Annotated in this window: 27 protein-coding genes; 2 read left to right on the forward strand and 25 right to left on the reverse strand. The window is 69.5% G+C overall.

The window, feature by feature from the left end:
- Positions 1-122: 122 nt before the first annotated feature.
- From LQF09_RS02055 to LQF09_RS02145, 19 genes are all read right to left on the reverse strand, one after another.
- The gene (locus LQF09_RS02055) at positions 123-1,502 is read right to left on the reverse strand and encodes a sensor histidine kinase (RefSeq protein ID WP_270069040.1); all 1,380 of its coding nucleotides are present in this window, start codon (positions 1,500-1,502) and stop codon (positions 123-125) included.
- Positions 1,503-1,545: 43 nt separating this feature from the next.
- A complete protein-coding gene (locus tag LQF09_RS02060; RefSeq protein ID WP_270069041.1) occupies positions 1,546-3,000 on the reverse strand; it encodes a nickel-dependent hydrogenase large subunit in 1,455 nt (484 codons plus the stop codon).
- A 6-nt stretch (positions 3,001-3,006) separates the two neighbouring features.
- On the reverse strand, positions 3,007-4,005 hold the full coding sequence (locus tag LQF09_RS02065) for a HupU protein (RefSeq protein ID WP_270069042.1): 999 nt from the start codon (positions 4,003-4,005) through the stop codon (positions 3,007-3,009).
- A complete protein-coding gene (locus LQF09_RS02070; protein WP_270069043.1) occupies positions 4,002-5,507 on the reverse strand; it encodes a sigma-54-dependent transcriptional regulator in 1,506 nt (501 codons plus the stop codon). The genes LQF09_RS02065 and LQF09_RS02070 overlap by 4 nt, the downstream gene beginning before the upstream one ends.
- Positions 5,508-5,525: 18 nt before the next feature.
- Positions 5,526-7,313, reverse strand: coding sequence for a hydrogenase maturation protein (locus tag LQF09_RS02075; RefSeq protein ID WP_270069044.1), 1,788 nt, complete (start codon positions 7,311-7,313; stop codon positions 5,526-5,528).
- The gene (gene hypE / locus LQF09_RS02080; protein WP_270069045.1) at positions 7,313-8,374 is read right to left on the reverse strand and encodes a hydrogenase expression/formation protein HypE; all 1,062 of its coding nucleotides are present in this window, start codon (positions 8,372-8,374) and stop codon (positions 7,313-7,315) included. The genes LQF09_RS02075 and hypE overlap by 1 nt, the downstream gene beginning before the upstream one ends.
- The gene (gene hypD, locus LQF09_RS02085; protein ID WP_270069046.1) at positions 8,371-9,546 is read right to left on the reverse strand and encodes a hydrogenase formation protein HypD; all 1,176 of its coding nucleotides are present in this window, start codon (positions 9,544-9,546) and stop codon (positions 8,371-8,373) included. Before hypD ends, hypE begins: the two co-directional genes overlap by 4 nt.
- A gap of 37 nt (positions 9,547-9,583) precedes the next feature.
- The gene (locus LQF09_RS02090; protein WP_270069047.1) at positions 9,584-9,850 is read right to left on the reverse strand and encodes a HypC/HybG/HupF family hydrogenase formation chaperone; all 267 of its coding nucleotides are present in this window, start codon (positions 9,848-9,850) and stop codon (positions 9,584-9,586) included.
- 2 nt (positions 9,851-9,852) lie between these two features.
- Positions 9,853-11,028 carry a Kae1-like domain-containing protein gene (locus tag LQF09_RS02095; protein ID WP_270069048.1) on the reverse strand — a complete coding sequence of 392 codons (1,176 nt, stop codon included), beginning with the start codon at positions 11,026-11,028 and terminating at the stop codon, positions 9,853-9,855.
- Entirely contained in the window at positions 11,025-11,978 is a 954-nt protein-coding gene (gene hypB / locus LQF09_RS02100; protein WP_270069049.1) for a hydrogenase nickel incorporation protein HypB, read from the reverse strand. The genes LQF09_RS02095 and hypB overlap by 4 nt, the downstream gene beginning before the upstream one ends.
- 79 nt (positions 11,979-12,057) lie before the next feature.
- Positions 12,058-12,399, reverse strand: a complete 342-nt coding sequence (gene hypA, locus LQF09_RS02105) for a hydrogenase maturation nickel metallochaperone HypA (protein WP_270069050.1) — start codon at positions 12,397-12,399, stop codon at positions 12,058-12,060.
- Complete coding sequence (locus LQF09_RS02110) at positions 12,392-13,465, reverse strand: hypothetical protein (protein ID WP_270069051.1); 1,074 nt, start codon at positions 13,463-13,465, stop codon at positions 12,392-12,394. The genes hypA and LQF09_RS02110 overlap by 8 nt, the downstream gene beginning before the upstream one ends.
- Positions 13,462-14,037 carry a [NiFe]-hydrogenase assembly chaperone HybE gene (gene hybE / locus LQF09_RS02115; protein WP_270069052.1) on the reverse strand — a complete coding sequence of 192 codons (576 nt, stop codon included), beginning with the start codon at positions 14,035-14,037 and terminating at the stop codon, positions 13,462-13,464. Before hybE ends, LQF09_RS02110 begins: the two co-directional genes overlap by 4 nt.
- Complete coding sequence (locus LQF09_RS02120) at positions 14,037-14,327, reverse strand: HypC/HybG/HupF family hydrogenase formation chaperone (RefSeq protein ID WP_270069053.1); 291 nt, start codon at positions 14,325-14,327, stop codon at positions 14,037-14,039. The genes hybE and LQF09_RS02120 overlap by 1 nt, the downstream gene beginning before the upstream one ends.
- Positions 14,327-14,878: a HyaD/HybD family hydrogenase maturation endopeptidase gene (locus tag LQF09_RS02125; protein WP_270069054.1), complete on the reverse strand. Its 552-nt coding sequence runs from the start codon at positions 14,876-14,878 to the stop codon at positions 14,327-14,329. The genes LQF09_RS02120 and LQF09_RS02125 overlap by 1 nt, the downstream gene beginning before the upstream one ends.
- 10 nt (positions 14,879-14,888) lie before the next feature.
- Positions 14,889-16,610: a nickel-dependent hydrogenase large subunit gene (locus LQF09_RS02130; RefSeq protein ID WP_270069055.1), complete on the reverse strand. Its 1,722-nt coding sequence runs from the start codon at positions 16,608-16,610 to the stop codon at positions 14,889-14,891.
- 13 nt (positions 16,611-16,623) lie between these two features.
- Positions 16,624-17,814 carry a Ni/Fe-hydrogenase cytochrome b subunit gene (gene hybB / locus LQF09_RS02135; protein ID WP_270069056.1) on the reverse strand — a complete coding sequence of 397 codons (1,191 nt, stop codon included), beginning with the start codon at positions 17,812-17,814 and terminating at the stop codon, positions 16,624-16,626.
- Positions 17,807-18,835: a hydrogenase 2 operon protein HybA gene (gene hybA / locus LQF09_RS02140; protein WP_270069057.1), complete on the reverse strand. Its 1,029-nt coding sequence runs from the start codon at positions 18,833-18,835 to the stop codon at positions 17,807-17,809. Before hybA ends, hybB begins: the two co-directional genes overlap by 8 nt.
- Before the next feature lies 1 nt (position 18,836).
- Positions 18,837-19,988: a hydrogenase small subunit gene (locus LQF09_RS02145; protein WP_270069058.1), complete on the reverse strand. Its 1,152-nt coding sequence runs from the start codon at positions 19,986-19,988 to the stop codon at positions 18,837-18,839.
- A 260-nt stretch (positions 19,989-20,248) separates the two neighbouring features.
- On the opposite strand from LQF09_RS02145, the gene LQF09_RS02150 reads away from it, so the two are divergent.
- Entirely contained in the window at positions 20,249-21,238 is a 990-nt protein-coding gene (locus tag LQF09_RS02150) for an META domain-containing protein (RefSeq protein WP_270069059.1), read from the forward strand.
- 64 nt (positions 21,239-21,302) lie between these two features.
- Complete coding sequence (locus tag LQF09_RS02155; protein WP_002940180.1) at positions 21,303-21,983, forward strand: Lcl C-terminal domain-containing protein; 681 nt, start codon at positions 21,303-21,305, stop codon at positions 21,981-21,983.
- A 101-nt stretch (positions 21,984-22,084) separates the two neighbouring features.
- Here the strand turns inward: LQF09_RS02155 and nusB are convergent, their stop codons facing one another.
- From nusB to LQF09_RS02185, 6 genes are all read right to left on the reverse strand, one after another.
- A complete protein-coding gene (gene nusB, locus LQF09_RS02160) occupies positions 22,085-22,594 on the reverse strand; it encodes a transcription antitermination factor NusB (protein ID WP_002931826.1) in 510 nt (169 codons plus the stop codon).
- Positions 22,591-23,094 carry a 6,7-dimethyl-8-ribityllumazine synthase gene (ribH, locus tag LQF09_RS02165; RefSeq protein ID WP_002931827.1) on the reverse strand — a complete coding sequence of 168 codons (504 nt, stop codon included), beginning with the start codon at positions 23,092-23,094 and terminating at the stop codon, positions 22,591-22,593. Before ribH ends, nusB begins: the two co-directional genes overlap by 4 nt.
- A 19-nt stretch (positions 23,095-23,113) precedes the next feature.
- The gene (gene ribBA, locus LQF09_RS02170; RefSeq protein ID WP_002931830.1) at positions 23,114-24,205 is read right to left on the reverse strand and encodes a bifunctional 3,4-dihydroxy-2-butanone-4-phosphate synthase/GTP cyclohydrolase II; all 1,092 of its coding nucleotides are present in this window, start codon (positions 24,203-24,205) and stop codon (positions 23,114-23,116) included.
- Positions 24,206-24,270: 65 nt separating this feature from the next.
- On the reverse strand, positions 24,271-24,882 hold the full coding sequence (locus LQF09_RS02175; RefSeq protein WP_002931837.1) for a riboflavin synthase: 612 nt from the start codon (positions 24,880-24,882) through the stop codon (positions 24,271-24,273).
- A 70-nt stretch (positions 24,883-24,952) separates the two neighbouring features.
- Complete coding sequence (locus LQF09_RS02180; RefSeq protein ID WP_002931839.1) at positions 24,953-25,246, reverse strand: type II toxin-antitoxin system RelE/ParE family toxin; 294 nt, start codon at positions 25,244-25,246, stop codon at positions 24,953-24,955.
- Positions 25,246-25,458: an addiction module protein gene (locus LQF09_RS02185; RefSeq protein WP_002931840.1), complete on the reverse strand. Its 213-nt coding sequence runs from the start codon at positions 25,456-25,458 to the stop codon at positions 25,246-25,248. The genes LQF09_RS02180 and LQF09_RS02185 overlap by 1 nt, the downstream gene beginning before the upstream one ends.
- Positions 25,459-25,461: the final 3 nt, after the last annotated feature.

The raw sequence follows: 25,461 nt of genomic DNA on the forward strand, positions 1-25,461 counted from the left end.
CCTCCTAACAAGTTGCGTGCCAGCATCGCTACCTGCCCCTAAGCCCCTGTTCGTGAGGTGTTGCTGCAGGCCAGCCTGGTCGCGCCCCAATCATTCATGCTTCCACGGTGGAAAGCACGTGATCAGTCCGGGTTCATGCTCCGGGCGCTCGCCGCCCCTGTGCTGGATGCGAGGGGGAGCGACAGGCTGAGCACCGCGCCGCCGGTTGCGGCGTTCGCGGCGCTCAGCCGACCGCCGTGGCGCTCGACGATGCCGTAGCTGATCGAAAGCCCCAGGCCGGTGCCCTTGCCCACCGGCTTGGTGGTGAAAAAGGGGTCGAAAATGCGGCCGATGAGCGTTTCCGGGATGCCCGGGCCGTTGTCCGTGAAGCGGACCAGGACATTGTTCTCCCCGAACTGTGCTTCGATGCGCAGCCGGGGAGGAGGCTCGCCCTGGCTGGCGGCATCCCAGGCGTTCTCGATGAGGTTGGTAACGACCTGCTGCATGCGTCCCGGCGAGCCGCGCACCGGGATCCGGCCCGGCAGCGCGAGCTCCACCCGCAGGCCTCCGTTCGCCGCCTTCCCTACCCAGCGCACGGCACGCTCGATGACCTCGACGAGATCGAAATCCTCGACCTCGTCCCGATCCATCACCGAGAAGCGCTTCAGTCCGTCCACGATCGCACGGGTGCGCTCGGCGCCTTCGATCGTGCCCTCGATCAGCGAAGGCAGGTCGGCGAGGATGCGGTCGATGCGCAGTGTTCGGCGTGTGTCGGCAAGCTGCGCGGTGGGCGCACCATCATGGATGGACTGGACGTAGCTGCCGAGACGCTCGGCATAGCGGCGCAGGGCGTGCACGTTGCCGAGCACGAAGCTGATCGGGTTGTTGAGCTCGTGCGCCACGCCCGCCACCAGACGGCCGAGCGAGGCCATCTTCTCGGCATGGAGCAGCTGTTGCTGGGTGCGCTTGAGGTCCTCGTGGGCCTGGTGCAGAGCTTGGTAGGCACGCCGCAGCTCGCCCACCGGACGTCCGGTGATGACCATGCCGAGCGACTTGCCGACGGCGCTGAAGCGCGGCGTGCAGTTGAGCGAGACCGGGACAGCGCTGCCGTCGCGCGCCCGCAGCGCGAGCTCGCAATCGTGCACCTCACGCTCGCCCTGTTCGAGCAGGCGACTACGGGCCTCCTCGGCGGTCGCCGGGTCGGCGAGAAGCTCGGTGAGCGGTGTGCCGCGCAAGGCGTCGATGCTGCGTCCGCAGAAGTCCTCCAGCGAGCGGTTGGCGTCCTGGATCAGACCGTGGCGGTCACATACCAGCATGATGTCCGACATCGAGGTGAGCACCGACAGGATGAAATGCTGGGATTCCTCGAGCTTCGCGTTCTTCTGTTCGAGCGCGACCTCATACTGCAGCAGGTCGGAGTACACCTCGTCCATCTTGTCGATGACCTCCAGCCAGACATCCTCGCTTACGCCGATTAACTCGCCCGGGTGGGCGGTGTGCCGCACAGGGCCGTCCTCTTTCATGTGCTCGGCTCCGCTCAAGTTTGCGGGAGACATGGCCTTGCCCTCAATGGACAGTGCAAGCCATGCATGGGTCGAAGGAGCGCACGATGTGCTGCACGGCCAGTGGCACGCGTTCGCCCTCGCCGGCGGGTGCACCCACCAGGGCCTGCTCGAGCGCGCCGGGCTGGCCGCCGGCATCGCGCGGGGAGAAGTTCCAGGTGGTCGGGGCGATGATCTGGTAGTTGGCGATCACGCCCTTGCGGATCACCAGCCAGTGGCCCAGCGCGCCGCGTGCCGCCTCGACCAGGCCACTGGCGTTCGCCTCCTCGGGCACCGCGCCCTGTCTGCAGAAGGGCGCGCCGGGCACGAGCGCCTGCACCCAGGACTCCATCGCCGGCAGGACGAGGGCGAACTCCATCACCCGTGCAACCACCCGACTAAGGACGTTGCCGCCATCGCGCGCCACCAGCTCGCGCAGCAGGGGATGCCCATCGACCACCTGGCGCGCGAGCGCGCCGCACTCGAGGACGCCACCGTCCAGGCGCGGTGCCTTGCACCAGGAATAGGCATCGGCCTTGTCGGCGGCGGGCAGGGTGCGTCCGCCGAAGGGGTGTCGGGCAGCCGGGTCCTGCAACCAGGCGTGGCTTCCGTCCTCGGTGATGGCCGCGGCGTCGAGCGCGGCGGCATGCGCCAGGCCAGGTTGCCATGTGCCCGCCGCGAACAGGGGCGCGCCCTCGATCGCATATCCGCCATAGGACAGGAATCGGTCGGTGGCGCGGCCGAGCGTGGCCAGGCCGAGGTCGCGCGCGATGACGAGGAAGTGCCGGAAGTCGCCCTCGTGCGGTGCGCGGGCGTCGCACCAGCGCCACAGTGCGGCCTCGGAGTCCAGCGCGGCGACGTTCTCCAGGCTGTCGGCGAACAGCGTGCGTTCGAGGAACTGGCGGAAGCGGCGCAGCAGGGCTGCGAGGCGGATGCGGTCGTTCACCGCCACCGCCCGTGTGCTGCCGCCGGGCTGGATCGCGAGCGTGTGCGGCCACTTGCCCGCCAGCGTCCCGGTCAGCTCGAGAAAGGCTGCTCGCGCCGGCAGGACGTCGGCGGTCGCGCTGCCCTGCACGGCTGCGAAGCGCGCGTGCGCCCAAGCGTGCCACGCGCGCCCGGTATAGGCGTCGCGGGCGAAGTCGGGCATGAAGAACAGGTAGAAGTGGGTAAGGTGGTCGGCGAGGTTCTCCGCCGCCAGCACCAGCGCGGACACGCGCTCACCGTTGGCGGCGGGCGTCAGCCCCATTGCCGCCCGCAGTGCCGCTGCCGCTGCGGCCGACTGCGACACCGAGCAGATGCCGCAGATGCGCGGCACGAAGACCAGCGCGTCGAGCGGTGTCTTGCCGATCAGCACGTTCTCGAAGCCGCGATAGAGCGGCGCGGTCACCTGTGCGGTGCGCACGCGGCCGGCGTCGATCTCGAGGGTGACCTCGAGATCGCCCTCGACGCGGTTGAAGGGGCCAAGCACCAGGCGGCTCATGGTCACTCAGTACTTCAGCCCGCTGCGCCGGATGGCGGGCGGCACCACCGTATGGTCGGCATGTGCGTTCTCGCGCACCCGGCTCGGGGTGGCCGACTTCGACAGCGCCGCGAGGGCGACGAACCACGCCTTTGGCATGTCCGAGGGCAGTCCGATGGGGATGCCGGCGAGCTTCGGCGTCTGGTGGAAGGGGTGGCCAGGCTCCTCGAAGCCCGGCTCGGTGCAGCTGATGCAGGCGAAGCCGCCCTCCGGGCAGGAGCCGGCGCCGTTCCACAGCCGGGTGTTGCAGTCGGCGTGGGCCTGGGTGCCCTTACAGCCGAGGTTCTCCATCAGGCAGCCTAGCTGCGAGAGCTCGGCTGCGCTGGCCTTGAATTCATAGTATTCATTGCGGCTGCAGCCGTGGTGAACGAGCTTGTCGGCGTAGAAGCGGGGGCGTCCGAGGGCGTCGAAGTCGGCGGCCGAGAAGGCCTTGGCCGCCAGCCCGAGCAGTGTCTCGACGACCCAGCCAGGGTGGGTCGGACAGCCAGCGACATTGATCACCGGTAGGCCTGCGGGCGAGCGCCATGCGGTCCCCAGCAGCCCGCCGGGCTGATCGCCGTCGTACTGCAGCCCGCAGGCGTCGGTCGGGTTGCACCCGGAGCTCGTCATCCCGCCAAAGGCGGCGCAGCTGCCCACTGCGACCACGTGCTGCGCGCGCGCCGCGAGCCGGCGCACCCAGTCGATCATCGGCCGGCCGGTGCCGGCGAGCAGGTGGAAGCGGCCGCTGCCCTCCGGTCCGCGCAGCAGCGCGCCCTCGATGCAAAGGATGTCCAGCGCCTGACGCCCGTCGGCGCAGGCGTCGAGGATGTCGAGCGCCTCACCGGCCGTCTGTTCGGACAGGGAAGGGTGCCAGAGCAGCTCGATGCCGCCCGCCTGCAGGGTGCCGGTGACATCGCCGGCATCGTGGCAGAGCAGCGACATCGTGCACCCGCCGCAGCCGCCGGACTGGAGCCAGAGCACGTTCATGTCGCACCTCTCATTACCGGCTCTGCCGCGGCGGCGTCCTCCGCGTCGCCGTTTTCGCTTCGGTCAAGGCCCCAGCGTGCGAGTTTGCTGCGCAGACCCACCCGCGACAGCCCGAGCTCGGCGGCGGCGCGCGTCTTGTTCCAGCGGTGGCGGACCAGGCAGGCATGGACGATCTTCGTCTCCAGCGCCTCCAGCCGGTCGCGCAGGTCGCCTTCCATGCCGCCCAGCCAGGACAGGGTGGCGGCGTCCTCGGCCGTGCCGGCATGAAGCACGCGTGGCGACAGGTGCGCAGCACAAAGCTGCGGGCCTTCGGCCAGCGCGATCATGCGCAGCACCTCGTTGCGCAGCTCGCGGACGTTGCCGGGCCAGCGATAGGCGCGCAGCAGGGCGAGGGTTTCCTCATCCAGCGGTGCCAGCGCGAGCCCGAGCGCGGCGGAGCTGTCCTGCAGGTAGTGCTGGGCGATGAGCGGGATGTCCATCGGCCGTTCGCGCAGCGGCGGCACGCGCACGGTGATCGCGGCGAGGCGGTAGTAGAGGTCCTCGCGGAAGCGCCCGGCGCGCACCTCCTCCTCGAGGTCGCGGTTGGTAGCGGCGATCACGCGCACGTCCACCGGCACCGGCCGCGGCGCACCCACTGGCCGCACCTCGCCTTCCTGCAGCACGCGCAGCAGCTTGACCTGAAAGGCCGCCGAAGTCTCGCCGATCTCGTCGAGCAGGATGGAGCCGCCGCTGGCCTGGCGGAACAGGCCCTCGCGGTCCTCGGTGGCGCCGGTGTAGGCGCCGCGGCGGGCGCCGAAGAGCTCGGATTCGAGCAGGGTGTCGGGGAGCGCGCCGCAGTTCTCGACAACGAAGGCGTTGTTCTCGCGCGGGCTGCCGTAGTGCAGCGCGCGAGCGAGCAACTCCTTGCCGGTGCCGGACTCGCCGGTCAGCAGCACCGGAATGTCGTAGCCGGCGACCTTGTCCACAAGGGCGCAGATGGCGTTCATCGGCGAGTCGGGCGCGCGCAGCAGGGCGCCGCCGCGCTGGCGGTCGCGAACGGCCTCGCGCTTGCCGGCGACGCGCTGGCGCAGTACCGGCGCCGCCACCTTGAGGTCCAGGCCCAGGCGCTCGTTCTCGGCCTGCAGGCGCTGTATCTGTGCGGCGTTGCGCAGGGTCAGCAGCAGCTGTTCCGGCTGCCAGGGCTTGAGCAGGTACTGGAAGATGCCGGCCTCGTTGATGCCGGCGATGATGTCCTCGGAGTCGGTGTAGCCGGAAATGATGATGCGCACCGCGTCCGGCCAGCGCTCGCGTACCTCGCGTAGCAGCGCCACGCCCGAGGTGCCGGGCATGCGCTGGTCGCTGAGCACGATCTGGATCCACTCCCGTGCCATGATCTTCAGCGCCTCGGCGGCCGAAGAGGCGGTGAACACCTCGAACTCCTCGTCCAGCGTGCGGCGCAGGGCCTCCTGCGAGCGCGGCTCATCATCGACGACGAGAACGGTGGGCAGGGTCGGTGTGGGCATGGCGGGGCGCGGCTTCCTTCAGGGGGCGGGGACGGCTTCGCAGGGCCGCGGAGTCTGCCAGCCCAGGTCGCGGTGGCGGGCGAGGTGGCGGGGCGTCCACGACTGCGCGCTCTTGAGCACGAAGTGAAAACGCGCCACATGGTAGCTTGGGTCGAAGCCGTAGAAATTGCGCCGCATCATGTCCAGCTCGGCGGCGCGATAGGCGGCGAGCGGTTTCTCGACCTCGTCGGCGGCGCGGCGACAGGCCTTGTCGGCGATGTGTGCGGCAAGCGCCGGGTCGGTGGCGAGCACGCGTGCACGTGCCTCCACCTCGGCTGTGAAGTTGGTGCGGCCGCTGCCGAAGCAGTCGTCGATCAGACCTTGCGCCGCTGCCTGGCGGGCGAGCAGCGGCAGGCGATTGCTCATGATCGCGTGTGCGGCCTCCTCGCCCACCCGGCGCGGCAGCAGGTAGGTCCAGTACTCGGAGCCGAACAGGTTACCCATGTTCTTGTAATGCGGGTTCATCACCACGCCCTCACGTGCCCATACGCGGTCGCAGGCGAGCGCGAGGAAGCAGCCGCCTGCGCCGGCGTTGCCGCGCAGCGCGGCGACGGTGAGGCGGTCGGTGAGGCCGAGCAGGGCGAGGCAGACGTCGTCGATGGCCTCGATGTTGGCCCACGATTCGTCGGCTGGCGAGGGTGCGGCCTCGATGGTGTTGAGGTGGATGCCGTTGGACCAGAAGCCGGCGCCGCCGTCGAGCACCAGTACGCGCGTGGGGCGGCCGCGGGCAAATGCGATCGCCGCGAGCAGGCGGCGGCACTGCGCGGTGGACATTGCACCGTTGTAGAACTCGAAGGACAGCACGCCGAGCGTGCCGTCGTCCGTCTCGCGGTAGGCGAGCTCGCGGTAGCCGAGTTCAGCCGGGTCTGCGCCCGCTGGCGCCATCAGCGTGGCGGGCAACTCCGGCAGCGCCGAGGTCTCTGCGGCGAAGGCGAGCGTGGCCGGGAGCTTGAACGGGTGCGGGCTGTCGGCGCGGCGCACGTGGCCGATCCACACCGCGCCGTCGGCCGTGGCGCGCAGCAGCGCGCCGTCGCGGCGGGCGAGCAGCGTGCCGGGCGCGGCATGCTCGCGGCCGGCCGGGCGGCGCCCAGGGTGGGCGTCGAAGAGATGACAGGCTTGGTCGAAGAGCGCGTCAGCCACGCCGGGGAAGCCGTCGGCGGCGCGGATGCGGGCGAGAATCTCGGCGCTGCCCATGTGCGCCCAGTCGAGCGCGCGCTCGGCTTGGCGCATCAGCGCGCGCAAGCGGCCGCGCGCATCGCTGATTTCCGCTAGCGGGCGTGGCTGCCAGCGTCCCGCGCGCCAGTCGGGCACGCGGGCGAGCGCCTCGCGCACCGCAGCCAGCGCGCCTGCGGTGGTCTCGTTGCGATAGGTGTCGGCCTTGCTTGCGGCGCGCAGCGGGAACGCGTGGCTCGCCCACACCGGGCCGGCGTCCATCTCGGCCTCGGCCTGCAGCACGGTGACGCCCCAGGCCGGCTCGGCTTCCTGGATCGCCCAGTCGAGTGCGGAGGGCCCGCGGTCGCCGACGATGCCCGGATGCACGATCAGGGTGAGGTGGCGGCGCCAGACCGATTCCGGCACCGCGCGCTTGAGAAAGGGCGCGACGATCACGTCGGGCGCGAACAGCGCCACCGCCTCCTCGGTCACGCTGTCGGCGATGTCGAACTCTACCGAGACCTCGTGACCGTCGGCGCCGAGCTCGGTGAACAGGCGCTGGGCCAGGCCGTTGAAGCTGTGGGTGAGGAGCAGGATGCGCAGCGCCGCGGCCATCAGCAGATCCTCGGCAGCTGTTCGCCGGCCAGCCAGTCCACCATGCGCCGCCCACCGAAGCCAGTGCGGATCTGCACGAAGTGCTGCGGGTCGGCGGTGGCGGCGCCGATGCGTGCCGCCTCGGCGCCGAGCGGGTGGGCGCGCAGCGCGGCGAGCGCGGCCTCGGCGTGCTCCGGCGCGCACAGCACGACCAGCTTGCCCTCGTTGGCGACGTAGAGCGGGTCCAGACCGAGCAGTTCGCAGGCCGCGTGCACCTGAGAAGATATCGGGATCGCCGCCTCGTCGAGCTCCATGCCCACGCCCGACTGCGTGGCGATCTCGTTGAGCGTGGTCGCCAGGCCGCCGCGGGTGGGGTCGCGCAGCACGCGCACCGCCTCGGCCGGCACTGCGGCATAGAGTGCCTCGACGAGGCCGTTGAGTGCCGCACTGTCGGAGACGATCTCGGAGTCGAAGGCGAGCGATTCGCGCTGCGCCATGATCGCCATGCCGTGGTCGCCGATGCGCCCGGACAGCAGCACCACGTCGCCGGGCCGCGCGCGTGCGCCGCCCGGATCGCGCCCGGCCGGCAGCGCGCCCACCCCGGTGGTAGTGATGAAGACGCCGTCGCCCTTGCCCTGCTCGACTACCTTGGTGTCGCCGGTCACCACCATGACCCCGGCCGCGCGTGCGGCGGTGGCCATCGAGTCGACGATGCGGGCGAGATCGGCGAGCGGGTAGCCTTCCTCGAGGATGAAGCTGGCGGCCAGGTAGAGCGGGCGCGCGCCCATCACCGCGAGGTCGTTCACCGTACCGTGCACCGACAGGCTGCCGATGTCGCCGCCGGGAAAGAACAGCGGGCTCACGACATGGGCGTCGGTCGCCATCACCAGGCGCTCGCCCTGCCCGAGTGCGGGCAGCACTGCGCCGTCGTCGCTGCGGGCGAGGTAGTCGTTGGCGAAGGCGCGTGCGAACAGTTCGGAGATCAGCTGCGCCATCGCCCGCCCGCCGGCGCCGAAGCCGAGGTCGACGCGGCCGTTGCGCAGGTCCAGCGGGCGGACGTAGCCGGGTTTGACGGTGTTCATGCGGTTTCCTGGTCAGGGGGCGCGGAACTGGCCACGACGCGCACCGGCACGTCGCGGAAGCGCCCGTAGTTATAGTGTGCGGCGCAGGCGCCCTCGGAGGAGACCATGCATGAGCCCATCGGCGTCTCCGGGGTGCACACGGTGCCGAAGAGCTTGCAGTCGGTCGGCTTCTTCACTCCGCGCAGGATGGCGCCGCATTCGCAGGCGCGGTTGTCGGGAACCGGGCGGTAGCCGAGGCCGAATTTGGCTTCCGCGTCCCAGGGCGCGAGGGCGGCGCGAATGCGCAGCGCCGAGTAGGGCACCAGGCCGAGGCCGCGCCATTCGAAGCTGCGCCGCAACTCGAAGGTCTCGGCGACCAGAGTCTTGGCCTTGAGGTTACCGTCCGGCACCACCGCGCGCGCGAACTCGTTCTCCACCTCGGCGCGGCCCTCGTTGACCTGGCGCACCAGCATGCGGATCGCCTGCATCACGTCGAGCGGCTCGAAGCCGGCGATCACCACCGGCTTGCGATACTCCTCGGCGAAGAATTCGTAGGGCTGGCTGCCGATGATGGTGGACACGTGGGCAGGGCCGATGAAGCCGTCCAGCGGCACGGTGCCGAGCCGGCGCACCTCGGGCGACTCGAGGATGGTGGAGATCGCCGACGGCGTGAGTACGTGGTTGCAGATCACGCTGAAGTTGGCGAGGCCCTGCGCCGCGGCCTGGCGCAGCACGAGCGCGGTGGGTGGCGTGGTGGTCTCGAAGCCGATGGCGAAGAACACCACCTCGCGTGCTGGTTCGCGCGCCGCGAGCGTGAGCGCGTCGGCGGCGGAATACACCATGCGCACGTCGGCGCCGCGCGCCTTGGCCTTCAACAGCGACAGCCCGTCGGAGGCGGGTACGCGCAGGCAGTCGCCGTAGGTGCACAGGATCACCTCGGGGCGGGCGAGCGCGAGCCGGATCGCCATGTCCACGCGGCCGATCGGCAGCACGCACACCGGGCAGCCGGGGCCGTGGATCATGCGCACGTTGGCCGGCAGCAGGTCGGTGACGCCGTAGCGCGAGATGGCGTGGGTGTGGCCGCCACAGAACTCCATGAAGGCGTAGTCGCGGCCGCTGTCGGCCTCGCGTGCGATTGCCCGCGCCAGCCCGGCGGCGAGTGTACCGTCGCGGAATTCGTCCACGTACTTCATTGCTTCGCCCCGTGCTTCATGGCCTTGTCCTGCGTACTCATTGCGCGGCTGCCGCCGCTGTGGCGTCGTCCGCGAACGCGGCCTCGGGGTCGATCCCCGCCTCGGCGAACAGCGCCAGCGTTTGTGCGGCCTCTTCGGGATCGAGTCGGGTCAGGGCGTAGCCGACATGCACGATCACGTAGTCGCCGACGGCCGCGCCATCGACGAGCGCGAGCGAGATGTCCTTGCGCACGCCACCGAGTTCGACGCGGCACTGGTCGTCGGGCAGCAGTTCGACGATGCGGGCGGGGATGGCGAGACACATGCTCAGGTTTCCTTTGCGGCGAGTTGATGCATGGCGACCCAGGCCTGGCCGAGCGCGAGCCCGGCATCGCCAGGCGATAGCCGGCGGGCGCCGAGCACCTGCAGGCCGTTCGCCGGCAGGCTGGCGTGCAGCGCGTTCGCGAGCAGGCGGTTATGCAGGCATCCGCCCGACAGCACCACGCTATCGCAGCCGGTCAGCGATTGTGCGGCGGCAACCCAGTCAGCCAGCGCGGCGGCCAGCGTGGCCTGGAAGCGGGCAGCGCCGCGCATCGCATCGTGTTCGTCGGCGAGACGCAGCAGCAGGGGGTGGAGGTCGAGTTCGAGGGTGATGCCCTTGGGAGGCGTTTCGGGCTGTACGCCCTGCGTGGCGTCACCGTCTGCAGCGCTGCGGGTGTTGAGCTGCCAGTCGGCGCGCGCCACTGTTGGCGTGCTTGCGCGGGTGGCGAGCTGTTCCAGGGCGATGGCGGCCTCGGCCTCCATTTGCATGACCTCGCAAATGCCGAGCAGGCCCGCCGCGGCGTCGAAGTGGCGGCCCAGGCTGGAGGTCGCCGGGGACAGCGCGGGGCGTGCCAGCACATGGCCCAGCATGGCCGCCGCGGGCTGGTGGGCGAAGCGGCGCGGGACTTCGTCGCCACGCCCGCAGGCGTGAAGCACCGCCGCCGCCATGCGCCAGGGTTCGCGCGCGGCGCGGTCGCCGCCTGGCAGACGCAGCGGACGCAGGTGGCCGAGGCGCACGAACGCGCCACCCGCGACCCACAGCAGTTCGCCGCCCCAGGCCTCGCCGTCGGTGCCCAGGCCGACGCCGTCGAGGGCGAGGCCGAGCACCGGCTGGGCGTCGAAGCGGCCATGCTCGGCGAGCACCGCGGCGACGTGGGCATGGTGATGCTGGACGCCGATCGCCGGCACGCCGAGCCGGGTGGCGAGTTCGGCGGCGACGCGGGTGGAGTGGAAGTCAGGGTGCAGATCGTGGGCGATGGCGCGCAGCGGCTCGCCCGCTTGCGCGATCAGCGCTTCGGCCGCAGGGGCGACGCGGCGACAGGCGTCGGCGTTGTCGAGGTCGCCGAGGTTGGGGCCGAAGGCCACGCCTTCCGTGCCGAGCAGGCAGGAGGCGTGCTTGAACCACGCCCCCAGCGCAAGGATGGGCAGCTGCTGCGCCTGCTCGTTGAGCGCGAGCTTCATGCCTGTGCGGCGGTGGCGCGTGCGTCGGCGATGCCGGCCTCGATCCATGCCAGCCATTCGTCCAGGCCTTCGCCGGTGGTGGCTGAGGTGCGGATCACGCGCAGGGCCGGGTTCACCCGCAGCGCGTAGTCGATCGCACGCTGCGCGTCGAAGCGCAGATAGGGCAGCAGGTCGACCTTGTTGAGCAGCATCACGCTCGCGGCGGCGAACATGTCGGGGTACTTCATCGGTTTGTCCTCGCCCTCGGTCACCGACAGGATCGCGACCTTGTGCGCTTCGCCGAGATCGAAGGCGGCCGGGCAGACCAGGTTGCCGACGTTCTCGATCAGCAGCAGGCTGCCGTCGGCGAGCCTCATGCGCGGCAGCGCGCGGGCGACCATGTCGGCGTCGAGATGACAGCCCTTGCCGGTGTTGATCTGCAGCGCGGGCACGCCGGTGGCGCGGATGCGTTCGGCATCGAATTCGGTCTGCTGGTCGCCTTCGATCACCGCGGACGGAATCCGTCCGGCCAGCGCCTCGAGCGTGCTCACCAGCAGCGAGGTCTTGCCCGAGCCCGGACTGGACACCAGGTTCAGCGCGAAGATGCCGTGCGCGCGCAGCCAGGCGCGGTTCTGGTCGGCGCGGGCGTCGTTCTTGCCGAGGATGTCGCGCTCGATCTTCACCATCTGTGCCTGGCTCAGGCCCGGCGCGTGTGCATGCGCCGGCCCCGTGCCGAAGTGCAGGTGGTGATGGCCGTGGTGGATGTGTGTGCCGTCCGTGACAGCCGATTCGGCCTGTATGGAGAGGGTGTGCTGTCTGTCGGCGTGCTTTGCATCGACTGTCGCTGCCGTGTCGAGCGCGCGCCAGGTGCGCGTTGGCCCCTGCGCGGGCCGGTCATGTCCGGCGCGCCTGCCGCCACCCAACGCGCCGATGCGGGTTTCGCCGCTGCCACATCCACAAACCGTGCACATCTTCAGGTACTCCAGTGTCCATCGACAAACAGGCGCGTCTCGCCTGCGATGACTTCCAGTCATGACGCGCAGGCTAGCGTCACCCCACGTCCAGCGCCTTGACGCGCATCTCTTTTCCCGCCGTGAGCTGCACCTGGTAGCCGCCGCAGACGGGGCAGGCATCGTAGATCTCGTGCATGGGCACGGTCTTGGCGCAGGCCAGGCACCAGCCGGCGCCGGCGACCGCCTCGACCTCGATGTTCGCGCCCTCGGCCACGCTGTCCTGCAGCACCACATCGAGGCAGAAGCGCAGGGCGTCGAGCTCCACTGCCGCCAGCTCACCGAGCTCCAGCACGATTGTGCGCACGCGCGCAAAGCCGTTCGTCGCCGCCGACTCCTCGACGATCGTGCGCACGCCCTCGGCCAGCGACATCTCATGCATGCTGCGTCTCCTCAATGGTCCACCTTACCGCGACGCATGGGTCGAGGGCGAGCGCCAGCGCGCGTAGCCGGTGTCGGAGACTGGCAGTGCCGCAGTGCGCTGCGGCACGGGCCTCGCGCATGAAGGCGCCGTCGGGATGGAAGTTCCACTCGGTGGGGGCGACGATGCAGTAGCGAGCCACGTGCGGCGTCGCGTACCGGTCGCCATCGCCGAACTGCACACGATGGATCAGCAGGCCGCGCGCGCTGGCAACGCTGGCAAGGCCGACCCCGGCGCCGGGTGAGCAGGCGTCGATGCGCCGCCTCTGGGTTGGTGGTGGCGCGGCCAGGGCCTGTGCGCATTCGGCCAGGTCGGCCAGGCGCGCCGCGACCCGCGCTCGGATACGCTCGCCGCGCTGCAGGTGCGCCTGCACTGCGTCATCATCCGCATGGCGTGCGAGCGCGCCGGTCTCATGCGGCTGGCCGTCCAGCGCCGGCTGGCGTTCGAACCCCGGCCCCAGCGCAAGGCGCTGGCTACAGGCATGCGCATCGAGCGCAGGCAACAGCGGCACGGGCTGGAAGCCCGGCAGGGGTGGATCGGTGTTGTCGCCGATTGCGTCGAGCAGTGGTGTTGCGACGTCATCCACTGCGGCCGACAGCATGGCGCTGACCTCGCCGCATGCGTCCTCATGCAACGTGGCCAGCTGGCGGTGGAGGGTGATGAAGCGGGCGCGCCAGTGGCTGCGCAACGCCTCAGGCAGGGCGAGCAGCGCGGGCCAGTCGAGCATCAGCCGCCACAGGTGCTCCTGTGCCGTCTCGGCGACCACGCCGATCTCGTCGCCGGCCCTTGCCGCCCCGGCGCCGACGGTCGCCGCCTCCAGCGCAGCGCGTGCGGCGGCGGCCTGGGCCACGCCGCACAGCGAGAACAGGCGAGGGACGCGGGCGAGCACCTCGGCGGCCGTCCTGCCTTCGAGCGCGCCCATCGCGGCCGGGCGCTCGTTGCGCACATCCAGCGCCTCCAGCCCTTGCGGGCCGAGGCGCACGCGCATGTGCAGCGTGCCGGCGTCGACCATGGATGCAGCAGTCATCGGTCGCCACCCGCGACGCGTGGGCGGGTACCACCGCCGAAACCCAGGAAGCGGCGCCGGCCCGGATCGACCGTCGGCTGCGCGGTGGGCGCTTCCGCCGGCATGGGCTCCGCGCCGGGTGGCGGCAGGCAGGCGGTGCGCAGGGCATCGCGCACCAGTTCCCGTGCCGCCTCGTCGTCGGCCAGGGCGGTCACGGTGTTGAGCAGCGGGAAATACTGGAAGGCGGGAAGCCGGGTGTCGCCCTCGTCGGCGATGAAGGGCAGGGTGCCGACCGGCAGCGCCACACCGCTGCGCTCGCCGGCAGGGGTGTCGCACCACAGGCGCCCGCCGCCCGGCAGCAGCATGAGCTGCACGCTCCAGGGCGTGACGAGCCCGCCGAGCCAGTCGCCGTCCTCCCGCCTGAAGTCGAAGGCGAGGACGGACAGCGCCGGGTTGAGGAAGGGCAGGCCCTGCATGCGCTCGGCGAGTACGCGCTCGAACCAGGCCTGCACGACACGCTCGGGTGACGCGTCCCAGGGCGTTGCGATGCGTACCGGCGGCAGGGTGCGGGCGGGGCGGCGAATGGCCTGCATCAAGCCGCCTCGCCCGCAGCCGGGGGCGCGAGGTCGCTGAAGTAGTCCTGTGCGCGGTAGTCGCCGTCAAGCGAGGCCGCCAGTGCGGCCAGGGCCTCCTCGATGAGGGCCAGTTCGCCCTCTGCGACCGCCTCCTTGGCGAAGCCGAGCGACACCAGCACCCAGGTGCCGACCGGTTGCGGGCCGAGCAGCATCATGTTCACCCGCTCGCGCCGCTCACCGCGCCCCACCAGGGCGATGTCGCCGCCGGCCTCCAGGGCGAGAACCTGCATCGGCACCGACAGGCACATCAGGCGGCCTCCCGCTGCGCTTCCAGGCCGTAGCCGCCCTTGGCCAGTGCGTCGATCAGGGCGTCCTGCGCCTCGGTCAGTGCCGCGCGCACGGGTGGGGACAGGGTCATGCCGGTGGCGAGCGACTGCGGCTCGACGCCGACCACCACGGTCTGGCGCGGAGCGCGGCCGATGAACTGCAGGGTGGCGAGTACGTCAGCCAAGCCGACCTGATGGGGCGAGAGCTTGGTGCGGAAGAAGGCCGGCACCTCGCCGTCGCGCAGTACCACCACGCTGCCCGGGTTGCGGCCGCTGCGCACGCAGTCGGCGATCACCAGCAGGTCGAGGTACTCCAGGTCCTCCAGCATCTCCATCGCGCAGGTGCCGCCATCGAGCACCTGAAGGCCTGCGGGCAGGCGGTAGCCGGCGAGCAGGCGCTCGACAAGGCGCACGCCCACGCCCTCGTCCGAGAGCAGGATGTTGCCGACCCCGAGCAGCACGCCGCGCCGTGCCGTGCGGCTTGTCGTGCTCGCGCTGCAGGCGGGCTGGGCTGTGCCGGTTTCGCCTTTCATGTCGTTCTCCTCAGGCAGCGTTGACACGCACGACCTCGGTCTGCTCGGTCTGCTCGGTATCGAGCACATGCACCGCGCAGGCCAGGCAGGGGTCGAAGGAATGTACCGTGCGCAGTACCTCGAGCGGTTCGTCCGGCACCGCCACCGGGGTGTCTACCAGGCAGGCCTCGTAGGCGCCCGGGACGTCCTTTTCGTTGCGCGGCGCGGCATTCCAGGTGGTCGGCACCACGCACTGGTAGTTGCGGATCCTGCCGTTCTCGATCACCACCCAGTGCGAGAGCATGCCGCGCGGTGCCTCGTGGAAACCCATGCCGCGCTGCTCGCCACGCGGGAAGCTCGGGGCGTTGAAGGTGTCGAGGTCGCCCTTGGCCATGTTGGCGAGCAGCAGGTCCCACTGGCGGGCGAGCTCGTCCACCTGCACCGCACAGGCGACAGCGCGTGCGGCATGGCGGCCGATGGTGGAGTGCATCGCGTCGAGGCCGACCTTGATGCCGGCGATCGAGGACACGCGCTCCAGGGTGGCGGTGGCGTACTGGGTCGTGGGCGCGTGGCCGGCGGCGAGCATGGCCAGCACGCGCGCGAGCGGCCCAACCTGCATTGGTTTGCCGTAGAAGGTCGGCGACTTCAGCCAGGAGTACTTGCCCTCGTCCTGGAAGTCGGTGTACTTCGGCGTGGTCTCGCCCTCGTAGGGGTGCAGGCTGGCGTCGTCGCCGGCCTTGTATTCGTACCAGGAGTGCTTGACCGCCTCGCTGACGCCCTTGAGCAGGTACTGGTCGGCGAAGCTGCGGATCTCGGTGAACTGGCCGAGGTCGCCGTTGGCGATGTGGCCTCCGGGCAGCGCGAAGGTTTCGCCTTTGCCGTCGAGCGGGATGTCGGGGGCGGCGATGTAGTCGACGATGCCGCGGCCGATCTGCGTCCATTCCGGGTAGAAGGCGCCGATCACGGCGACGTCGACCAGGTAGACGTTCTTGACGAAGTCCTCGAGCTTGTCGATCCAGCCCTTGACCGCCATCAGGCGCTCGACCGTGAGCACCGACTGCGCATCGACCGCGAGTGGGTTGGCGACGCCGCCCACCGCGACGTTCTGGATGTGCGGTGTCTTGGAGCCGAGGATGGAGACGATCTTGTTGGCGTAGCGCTGCACCTCCAGCGCCTGCAGGTAGTGCGATACGGCGATCAGGTTCACCTCGGGCGGCAGCTTCATCGCCGGGTGGCCCCAGTAGCCGTTGGTGAAAATGCCGAGCTGGCCGGTGCCGACGAAGCCCGACAGGCGCTCCTTGACCTTGGCGAACTCGTGCCTGGAGTTGCCCGACCAGGTCGACAGGCTCTCGGCCAGCGCCGCCGCCTTGGCGGGGTCGGCCTTCAGCGCGCTGGTCACGTCCACCCAGTCGAGCGCGGACAGGTGGTAGAAGTGCACGATGTGGTCGTGGATGGCGTGGGCGAGGATGATCAGGTTGCGGATGTAGTTGGCGTTGAGCGGGATCTCCAGCTTCAGCGCGTTCTCCACCGCGCGCACCGAGCAGATCGCATGCACGGTGGTGCACACGCCGCAGATGCGCTGAGTGATCGCCCAGGCGTCGCGCGGGTCGCGGCCGACCAGGATGTTCTCGACGCCGCGCCACATCTGGCCCGAGGCCCAGGCCTTGGCGACGCGGCCGTCGGCGACTTCCACGTCCACCCGCAGGTGGCCTTCGATGCGGGTGACGGGGTCGATGACGATACGTTGGCTCATGTGCTGGGTCTCCTTAGCGGGTGGCGGCGCGCAGGGCTGCGGCGGCGGGGGGGTGGGGCGCGTCCTCGCGCGGCAGCACCGGGAAGCGGCGGGTGATGACGATGTAGCCGAGCACCTCGATGGCGAACATGCCGAAGGTGACCAGCATTTCGGGTACCGACGGGAAGTAGGACCAGCCGGCGCCGGTGTCGTAGCCGATCAGGAAGGCGTTGATGCGCAGCAGCACGCCACCGAGCATGAGCAGCGCGCCGCCGACGAACAGCCTCGCCGGGTTTCGGCGCTGGAGCTCGCTGCGCAGCAGCACGAAGGGTGACAGGAAGCAGGCTGTCTCGAGCCAGAACATGAATGCCTGCAGGCTCGGGGTGAAGGCGTGGCCGAGCGCACCGCGCCAGATCAGGTCGCCGAAGCGCACGATCATGAACACCGCCAGCACGCCCAGCATGATCTTCGCCAGCGGCGTCAGCAGGTGCATCTCGATCGAGCGCCGGTAGCCGGCCGCCGCCAGGCAGGACTCGAACAGCACCACCGCGTAGCCGATCGTGATCGCTGACAGCAGGAAGATCAGCGGCAGCAGCATGGTCTGCCACAGCGGGTGGATCTGGGTGCCGAAAACGATCAGCAGCGAGCCGAGCGAGCTCTGGTGCATCATCGGCAGCACCGTGCCGAGGGCGATGAAGAAGAACATCGCCTTGTTGAGCTTGCGGCGCGCGTCCTTCATGCCCCACTTCTCGAGGAAGGCGGGCGAGAACTCGATCCACATCACGATGATGTAGAGCGAGATGCACAGCGCCACCTCGAACATCACCGAGTTGGGCGAGGCGTAGGCCGGGCTGAGGATGTGCCAGAAGTTCCACCAGCGGCCGAGGTCGAAGATCACGCCGACGCCGGCCAGGGTGTAGCCGAACAGGCTGGCGAGCAGGGCCGGGCGTACCAGCGGGTGGTATTCGCCCTTGTTGAAGATGTACACCAGCATCGCGATCGAGAAGCCGCCGCAAGCGAAGGCCGAGCCGATCACCACGTCGGCCACCACCCAGATGCCCCATGGGTAGCCGTCGTTGAGGTTGGTCACCGCACCGAGGCCGTAGATGAAGCGCACCGCGAGGATGACGAGCGCGGCCAGGATAAGCACGGCGCAGGTGAAGGTCACCGGAGACAGCAGGCGGCCACCGACCGGTGCCGGGGCGGCGTGGGCGTGATCAGTCATGACGGCTCCCCTCCTCTTGCTGGGGCGCGTGCGTGCCGGGCCCGCTATGGTCGTCGGTGTCGTCGTGCTTCACGTTGCGGCGGGCGATCCAGGTCATCGCGCCGAGCACGGTCAGCGGCAGCACCAGCCCGCCGTACAGCGTGTGCTGCAGGGTCTCGGACTGCGATGAGAACGAGCGCTCGGGCAGCGGCCGCAGGCCCAGCTTGTCGAAGGGCACGGCGGACAGCTTGAGCATCTGGGTGCCGCCGACTTCCTTTTCGCCATAGATGTGCCGGATGTACTGCGGCGCCGGACCTTCCCACGACGGCTGGTCGGCGGTGTCGAGGTTGCCGCGTGGCCAGACCGTCGCCTCGCCGGCCTGAAGCGCGAGGCGGCGGTCGGCCTCGGCCTTGAGCGAGCTGACCTTGCCGTACAGCGTGGCGCCGGTCGGGCACACCTCGGCACAGGCGGCGTACTTGCCCTCGGGCATGCGGTGGCGGCACAGCTCGCACTTCGCGATCACGCCGGTCGGCGAGTCGTAGTCGTACTTGGGGATGCCGAAGGGGCAGGCGGCGACACAGTAGCGGCAGCCGATGCAGGCGTTGGCGTCGTACTTCACGATCCCGGTGACCGGGTCCTTGGTCATTGCCGACACTGGACAGGCGGAGACGCAGCTTGGGTCGATGCAGTGCAGGCAGGAAGACTTGACGAAGGCGTAGCCGTCGACCACCTGGTCCTTGTTGGTGCCGCTGCCCTCGCGCCAGGCCTTGATCACGTTGTAGGTGCGCGCGGTGGTGTCGAGCGGCATGTCCCACAGTGGGTGGGCGGGGGTGTTGTAGTCGAGGGGAAGGTCGTTGGCCTCCTTGCAGGCCGCCACACAGGCCTTGCAGCCCACGCACAGCGTGGCATCGAACAGCAGCCCCACCGCGTCGGGCGAGCGTTCGGCATTGCCGCGGGCAAGCGCGGGCGTGCCCGCGGCAGCCCCTGCCGCTGCCGCGCCGCCTGCCAGCGCGCGGCGGAAGAAATCGCGCCGGGCGTTCATGTCAGGCGTCCTCGCGTTCGGGCTGCTTGGCCGTGGTCTCGGCGTGTTGCCTGCCGAGGTTGCGGGCGAGCACCGCGCCGGCTCCCGCTGCCGCACCGGCCACGGCGGTCAGCACCGCTGCCGCGCCCAGCGTCGCGCCCTGGCCTTGTGGCGCCCCGATCGCGGGGTAGAGCGCGGGCGGCTCGACGTTCTTCACCTTCGACAGCATGTGGATGGGCTTGGTGAAGCCCACTCCCTCCTCGGTACAGCCGATGCAGGGGTGGCCGCAACCCACCGGCCAGGTGCCCGCGCCTGCATCGCCGAACAGCACGGTCGGACAGTTGGCGTAGGTTTCCGGGCCTTTGCAGCCGAGCTTGTACAGGCAATAGCCCTTGCGGTGGCCTTCGTCGCCGAACTCCAGCGCGAAGCGGCCGGCATCGTAGTGCGCGCGGCGCTCGCAGTTCTCGTGCACCAGGCGCGAGTAGGCGAACAGCGGCCGTCCCTGTGCGTCCACCGGCGGCAGGTTGCCGAAGGTGAGGAAATGCACCACGGTGGCGAGGAAGTTGTAGGGGTTGGGCGGACAGCCGGGGATGGTCACCACCGGGGTGTCGATGATCTTGTTCACCCCGACCGCGCCCGTGGGGTTTGGGTCGGTCGCCGGCATGCCGCCCCAGGCCGCACAGGAGCCGATCGCGATCACGGCGGCGGCGTCCTTGGCACACTCGCGCGTCATCTCGATCGCGGTCTGGTTCCCGACCTTGCAGTACACGCCGCCGTCGCGAGTGGGGATGGCGCCCTCGACCACCAACAGGTACTTGCCCTTGTGCTTCTCCATGGCTGCCTTGCGTGCGGCTTCGACCTGATGGCCGGCGGCAGCGAACAGCGTCTCGTGGTAGTCGAGTGAGATCACGTCGAGGATGAGCTTCTCGAGCGTGGGGTGCTCGGCGCGTAGCATCGATTCGGTGCAGCCGGTGCACTCCTGGAAATGGAGCCAGATCACCGAAGGGCGCTGGGCGGACTCCATCGCCTGCGCCATTGCGGCCTCTGCCCCCTTTGGCAGGCCGAGGGTGGTGGCCAGGGTCGCGCAGAATTGCAGGAAGCTGCGCCGGCTCATCTCCAGGCGGGATTCGATCGGGCGGTGCGTGCCGGCCTGTGCTGCATGTGCTGAAAGCATGTGTCTCCCCTCGTTTTCGCGATGCGGTTATGGCCGCGATCAGTGAGGGTGAGTCAAGAACCGTGCCAGGGCATCTGCGCGCTGCGCAAGGCGAGTCTGCAGGGGGGCGTAGCGCTCCGCGGGTGGGCGGACGGTCAAGGGATGAGCACTCTCGAGACCGAAGTGGAAAGTGGGCTGCCGACCTCGAAGGATGAATCGGGCGGGTGCCGATGGGCGGTAGCCGCTAGAATGTCGCTGGTTCCCCGACAGGTAAATGTGCCATGCGTGCCCTCCTGACCCATACCTTCGTACTTGCTGCGTCCGCGCTCCTTGCCGGCTGCAGCCTGAGCAGCGCGCTGCCTCTGGGTGGTGAGCGCAGTGGCAGCACCGCGGCCGTCCTCGAACTCGACCCCCAGCCGCCCCTGCACTACCGCTGCGGCGAGCTGGCGGTGAGCGTGCGCAGTTTCGGCGAACTGAGCACGCTCAGTACCGGTGAGCGCAACTTCACCCTGCGTCCGGTGCGTACCGCTTCGGGCGCCAAGCTGGTCGCGGTCGATGACGAAACCACCAGCTTCTGGAGCAAGGGCGATGCGGCGATGCTCGAACTCGCGGGCGTGGCTCAGCCCGAATGCCGGCTCATTGCCGACAAGCCCTTGTTCCGTGCTGTCGGCAATGAACCGGGCTGGCGGCTGGATGTGATCGAGGCAGGCCTTGACCTGCGCATGGATCATGGTGCGACCCACGTGTTCGCTCCCGGCCCGCTGGTCATCGATGCCGCCGGTGCGCGCAGCTACCAGGCGATGTCGGCGGGCGGCGAACTGGGGGTGCTGGTGTTCGACCGCGTCTGCGTCGACAGCATGAGTGCGATGCCGCACCCCAACACCGTCGAGGTGCGCTGGCAGGACCGTGTGCTGCGCGGCTGCGGTGGCGAGCCGGCAAGCCTGCTGGTGGGTGGCACCTGGCGTGTGCTCGATATCGACGGCCGCAGCACCGGCGACCCGCAGCGTGTCACCCTGGACTTTGCCGAGGATGGCCGCGTTGCCGGGCTGGCGGCCTGCAACCGTTACACTGGCGCCTACGTGCTGTCGGGCGAGGGCCTGCGCCTGGGGCCGTTTGCCGGCACCAGGATGGCCTGCCCGCCTGCTGTCATGGACGAGGAGATGCGCTTCCATGCAGCGATCGGACGCGTCACCCGTTTCGGTGTGGATGAGCAGGGCGGGCTGCTGCTGTATGCCGGTGACGACGTCGTGATGCGCGCAACGCGCGATTGACTGCCTGCAGTGCGCGTCAGCCAAGTTGGCGCGCCTTGACCCGAGAACCCGAGCTGGAGCAACGATGCCCTTGCGCAACACCGTGCCGCACCCCTTTCCGCTGTCCCGCCTTGCCTTGTGCGTGCTTGCTGCTGGCATGCTCGGCGGCTGCGAATTCAAGCCGCCCGCAAGCGAGGCGCCGCCTGCCGCGGTGCTGAGCCCCGAGCAGGAGGCCGCGCGCCAGGCGGCGCTGGAGGCGCAGCAGGTGCGCGAGCAGGCCTTGCTGGCACGCTATCAGATCGCCGGCGATGGCACCGTGACCGATACCGAAACGGGCCTTACCTGGATGCAGTGCAGCCTGGGCCAGAGCTGGAGCGAGGGGCGCTGCCTGGGCGAGGCAAAGCTCTTCAGCTGGACGCATGCGCTGCGTGCGGCCGAGGGCTTCGAGTTTGCAGGCCACGCCGACTGGCGGCTGCCGACCCAGCCCGAGCTGCTCACCTTGGTGTATTGCAGCACCGGCAGGCGCAACGCGGTGAACGCCGAAGGCTATGGCGGCAGCTGTGCGGGCGACTACAGCAAGCCCACCTTGCTCACCGCAGCCTTCCCAGACACGCCCGCGGGCAACTTCTGGACATCGACGCCGCACGAGCGCTATGGCTACGCGTCCTGGGGCGTGGCCTTCGGCAGCGGCGCGACTGGCGTGGGTACGCACACCGACTATACCCACGCCCGCCTGGTACGCGGCACCTTGCGCACCAGCCAATAGGCGAGCGCAACGCGCCCGTGCAAAAAAAGCGCCGCACCTGTTGCCAGGGCGGCGCCTCGATCTTGTACGCATCCGCGTGGATGCGGCGTCCCGGCCTTGTCTCAGCGCTTGGCGGCGCGTGCGGCCTCGACCTCTTCCGGGCGCAGACGCGCGGCGAGCTTGTCCATCACGCCGTTGACGAACTTGTGGCCGTCCGTGCCGCCGTAGCCCTTGGCGAGCTCGATCGATTCGTTGATCGCCACCCGGTAAGGGGTGTCGATGTTGTGGCGCAACTCGTAGGTGCCGAGCAGCAGGATGGCGTGCTCGATCGGCGACAGTTCGGCGAGCGGGCGCGACAGCAACGGCTCGAAGCAGCCGCGCAGCTCATCGGCGTCACCGATTGCGCCGCGCAACAGCGTGACGAAGAGCTCGCGATCGGTGCGGTCCAGGCTTTCGCTCTCGGATTCGAGGTGGCGCTGCACGGTGGCGCTGGAGTTGCCCGACAGCAGCCACTGGTAAACGCCCTGCAGGGCCATCTCGCGCGCGCGGCGGCGCGCCATCTTGCTCGTCGGGTTGCCTGCGCCTGCGCCCGTACCCTCTGCGGCGGGGCCGCCGTTGTCGATCTCGCTCATCGCACCACCTTCAGCAGATTGGCCATTTCGACCGCCGCGCGGGCGCAGTCCGCACCCTTCTCGCGCATGCGCGCGATGGCCTGGTCGTCGTCTTCGGTCGTCAGCACGCCATTGGCGATCGGCAGGCCGGTGTCCAGGCCGACGCGGGTCACGCCCGCGCCCATTTCGTTCGACACCAGCTCGAAGTGGTAGGTCTCGCCGCGGATCACCGCGCCGAGCGCCACCAGGGCGTCGTATTTGCCACTCCTGGCCATGGTCTGCAGCACCAGCGGGATCTCGAGTGCGCCGGGCACGGTGACGATGCGGACGTCGCCCTTGGCGACGCCGAGGCGCAGCAGCTCGTCGGTGCACGCCGACAGCAGGCCCTCGCAGATGTCGAGGTTGAAGCGTGCCATGACGATGCCGACGCGCACGCCCGTGCCGTCGAAATTGGGGTCGATCTCGTCGATGCCGTCGTAGCGGGTGCCCTGGCGGGCGTTTTCGGGTTGGTTGCGTTGCATGCTGTTCCCTGTAATTCGATCAGTTCTTGTCGACGAAGCCGGTGATCTCCAGTCCGAAGCCGGTCATGCTGGGGATCTTGCGCGGGCTGGCGAGCAGGCGCATCTTGCCGACGTTGAGTGCGCGCAGGATCTGGGCGCCGACGCCGAACAGGCGTGCGTCCCACTTCACCGGCGCGCGGTCCTGGGCGTTGTCCAGGCTGGCGAGCAGCTCGCGGCCCGACTGCGGGCGGTAGAGCATGACGATGACGCCGGCCTCGGCTGCCGCCAGGCTTGCGAGCGCGTCATTGACCGGGAAGCTGTGGCGGCCGCTTGCGGGGTCGAGAAAATCGACCACCGAGATCGGCTCGTGCACCCGCACCAGGGTCTCGCGTTCGGGCGTGATGTCGCCGCGCGACAGCGCGAAGTGCACGTCGCCCGAGGTCTTGTCCTCGAAGGCGGACAGGCGGAAGCGGCCGTGCGGCGTGTCCACCTCCTTGTCGATCACCTTTTCCACCAGGTGCTCGGTGGCGGCGCGGTACTCGATGAGGTCGCGGATGGCGCCGATCTTGAGCCCGTGCGCCTTGCCGAACTCGATGAGGTCGGGCAGGCGCGCCATGGTGCCGTCGTCCTTGAGGATCTCGCAGATCACCGAGGCGGGCTCCAGGCCGGCGAGCTGGGCGAGGTCGCAGCCGGCCTCGGTGTGGCCGGCGCGGATCAGCACGCCGCCCTTCTGCGCGGTGAGCGGGAAGATGTGGCCGGGGGTGACGATGTCTTCCGGCCTGGCATGGCGGCCCACCGCCACCTGCACGGTGCGGGCACGGTCGTGGGCCGAGATGCCGGTGGTGACGCCGGTGGCGGCCTCGATCGACACGGTAAACGCAGTGCCGTGCGGGGTGCGGTTGTCGCGCACCATCTGCTGCAGGCCGAGCTGGCGGCAGCGCTCGTCGGTGAGCGTCAGGCAGATCAGGCCACGGCCGAACTTGGCCATGAAGTTGATCGCCTCGGGGGTGACGAACTCGGCCGCCATCACGAGGTCGCCCTCGTTCTCGCGGTCTTCTTCGTCCACCAGGATGACCATCTTGCCGGCCTTGATGTCGGCGATGATCTCGGTAATCGGCGCGAGTGCGCTCATGCTGTGTCCTTTGTGTGCGTTCTTGCGGGCCTTGCCGTGTGGCATGGGGCGGGGCGGGAGGGCTTTCAGCCCTGCGCCGCTTCTTCCCGCTTCCACTCGAGCATGCGCTCGACGTAGCGGGCGATGAGGTCGATCTCGAGGTTCACGCGGCTGCCCGGCGCGAGGTGCTTGAGGTTGGTCATCGCCACCGTGTGCGGGATCAGGTTGATCCAGAAGTCGCGGCCTTCGACACGATTGACGGTGAGGCTGACGCCATTGACCGTGATCGAGCCCTTCTTGGCGATGTAGCCGGCGATCGCCGCCGGGGCGCGGATCACCAGTTCGTGGCTCTCGCCGATGGGGGCGAACTTCACCACCTCGCCCACGCCGTCCACATGGCCGGTGACCAGGTGGCCGCCGAGGCGGTCGGCCAGGCGCAGCGCCTTTTCCAGATTGACCTCGTTGCCGACGGCGTCCAGGCCCACCGTGCAGTTCAGCGTCTCGCGCGAGACGTCGTATTTGCACAGGGCGCCGTTCATCTCGACCACGGTCAGGCACACCCCGCTGTGAGCGATGCTGTCGCCGACGATGACGTCAGCCAGGTCCAGGCCGTTGGTGTCGACGCTGAGGCGAATGCCGTCCGCGAGTGGCTCGATGTGTTCGATGCGGCCGACGGCCGCGACGATGCCGGAGAACATGAAGGGTTTGAACCGAAAGGGGAAAGGCGGGATTGTAGGGGAAAACGTGGGGCTTGGTTCCGGACGCCGCTTACTCGACCCGGTCGATCCAGTACTCGGGCGCGCGATGCTGGTGCGCAAAGGCGATCACATAGAGGTGATCCGCCTCGACCGAATAAAGCAGCTTGTAGGGAAAGCGCGTCAGCAACAGGCGGCGGATGCCTTCTTTCTCGACCGCGCAGGACAGCGGCCACTGCCGGATGCGCAACAGCGCTTGCCGCGTGTCCTGCTTCAGGCGCTGTCCAAGCCCTTGTTGCTGGGCTTCGTAGTAGGCGTATGCGTCCTCGTACTCCAGCCGTGCTTCCGGCGAGAACAGAACACGCATCAAAGCGGCCCGAGGATGTCTTCGGCGGGGATGCCTTCGACCCGGCCCGCGCGGTAGGCTGCGAGGCGACGAGCAGCTTCTTCCTGCCACAGGCGATCAATCGCAGGGTCCGGGCGGTCAAGGCTGTGCAGGATCTCTTCGACAAGTGCGAAGCGCTCTTCAGGTCTCAGCTGGCGGGCTTTGGCTGCAAGTTCATGGGTCAGCGTGTTCATGGT

Source organism: Thauera sp. WB-2, assembly GCF_027594845.1.
Taxonomy (GTDB): domain Bacteria; phylum Pseudomonadota; class Gammaproteobacteria; order Burkholderiales; family Rhodocyclaceae; genus Thauera; species Thauera mechernichensis.

Excerpts from the sequence above, each read along its gene's own strand:
- hypE (WP_270069045.1), bottom strand. The coding sequence starts at position 8,374 with ATGAACACCGTCAAACCCGGCTACGTCCGCCCGCTGGACCTGCGCAAC.
- LQF09_RS02065 (WP_270069042.1), bottom strand. The coding sequence starts at position 4,005 with ATGAACGTGCTCTGGCTCCAGTCCGGCGGCTGCGGCGGGTGCACGATG.
- LQF09_RS02130 (WP_270069055.1), bottom strand. The coding sequence starts at position 16,610 with ATGAGCCAACGTATCGTCATCGACCCCGTCACCCGCATCGAAGGCCAC.
- LQF09_RS02155 (WP_002940180.1), top strand. The coding sequence starts at position 21,303 with ATGCCCTTGCGCAACACCGTGCCGCACCCCTTTCCGCTGTCCCGCCTT.
- LQF09_RS02070 (WP_270069043.1), bottom strand. The coding sequence starts at position 5,507 with ATGCCCACACCGACCCTGCCCACCGTTCTCGTCGTCGATGATGAGCCG.
- LQF09_RS02150 (WP_270069059.1), top strand. The coding sequence starts at position 20,249 with ATGCGTGCCCTCCTGACCCATACCTTCGTACTTGCTGCGTCCGCGCTC.
- hybE (WP_270069052.1), bottom strand. The coding sequence starts at position 14,037 with ATGCAGGCCATTCGCCGCCCCGCCCGCACCCTGCCGCCGGTACGCATC.
- LQF09_RS02090 (WP_270069047.1), bottom strand. The coding sequence starts at position 9,850 with ATGTGTCTCGCCATCCCCGCCCGCATCGTCGAACTGCTGCCCGACGAC.
- LQF09_RS02060 (WP_270069041.1), bottom strand. The coding sequence starts at position 3,000 with ATGAGCCGCCTGGTGCTTGGCCCCTTCAACCGCGTCGAGGGCGATCTC.
- hypD (WP_270069046.1), bottom strand. The coding sequence starts at position 9,546 with ATGAAGTACGTGGACGAATTCCGCGACGGTACACTCGCCGCCGGGCTG.
- LQF09_RS02175 (WP_002931837.1), bottom strand. The coding sequence starts at position 24,882 with ATGTTCTCCGGCATCGTCGCGGCCGTCGGCCGCATCGAACACATCGAG.
- ribH (WP_002931827.1), bottom strand. The coding sequence starts at position 23,094 with ATGCAACGCAACCAACCCGAAAACGCCCGCCAGGGCACCCGCTACGAC.
- hypB (WP_270069049.1), bottom strand. The coding sequence starts at position 11,978 with ATGTGCACGGTTTGTGGATGTGGCAGCGGCGAAACCCGCATCGGCGCG.
- LQF09_RS02075 (WP_270069044.1), bottom strand. The coding sequence starts at position 7,313 with ATGGCCGCGGCGCTGCGCATCCTGCTCCTCACCCACAGCTTCAACGGC.
- LQF09_RS02185 (WP_002931840.1), bottom strand. The coding sequence starts at position 25,458 with ATGAACACGCTGACCCATGAACTTGCAGCCAAAGCCCGCCAGCTGAGA.
- LQF09_RS02055 (WP_270069040.1), bottom strand. The coding sequence starts at position 1,502 with ATGAAAGAGGACGGCCCTGTGCGGCACACCGCCCACCCGGGCGAGTTA.
- LQF09_RS02180 (WP_002931839.1), bottom strand. The coding sequence starts at position 25,246 with ATGCGTGTTCTGTTCTCGCCGGAAGCACGGCTGGAGTACGAGGACGCA.
- hypA (WP_270069050.1), bottom strand. The coding sequence starts at position 12,399 with ATGCATGAGATGTCGCTGGCCGAGGGCGTGCGCACGATCGTCGAGGAG.
- LQF09_RS02095 (WP_270069048.1), bottom strand. The coding sequence starts at position 11,028 with ATGAAGCTCGCGCTCAACGAGCAGGCGCAGCAGCTGCCCATCCTTGCG.
- hybB (WP_270069056.1), bottom strand. The coding sequence starts at position 17,814 with ATGACTGATCACGCCCACGCCGCCCCGGCACCGGTCGGTGGCCGCCTG.
- hybA (WP_270069057.1), bottom strand. The coding sequence starts at position 18,835 with ATGAACGCCCGGCGCGATTTCTTCCGCCGCGCGCTGGCAGGCGGCGCG.
- nusB (WP_002931826.1), bottom strand. The coding sequence starts at position 22,594 with ATGAGCGAGATCGACAACGGCGGCCCCGCCGCAGAGGGTACGGGCGCA.
- ribBA (WP_002931830.1), bottom strand. The coding sequence starts at position 24,205 with ATGAGCGCACTCGCGCCGATTACCGAGATCATCGCCGACATCAAGGCC.
- LQF09_RS02120 (WP_270069053.1), bottom strand. The coding sequence starts at position 14,327 with ATGTGCCTGTCGGTGCCGATGCAGGTTCTCGCCCTGGAGGCCGGCGGC.
- LQF09_RS02125 (WP_270069054.1), bottom strand. The coding sequence starts at position 14,878 with ATGAAAGGCGAAACCGGCACAGCCCAGCCCGCCTGCAGCGCGAGCACG.
- LQF09_RS02145 (WP_270069058.1), bottom strand. The coding sequence starts at position 19,988 with ATGCTTTCAGCACATGCAGCACAGGCCGGCACGCACCGCCCGATCGAA.
- LQF09_RS02110 (WP_270069051.1), bottom strand. The coding sequence starts at position 13,465 with ATGACTGCTGCATCCATGGTCGACGCCGGCACGCTGCACATGCGCGTG.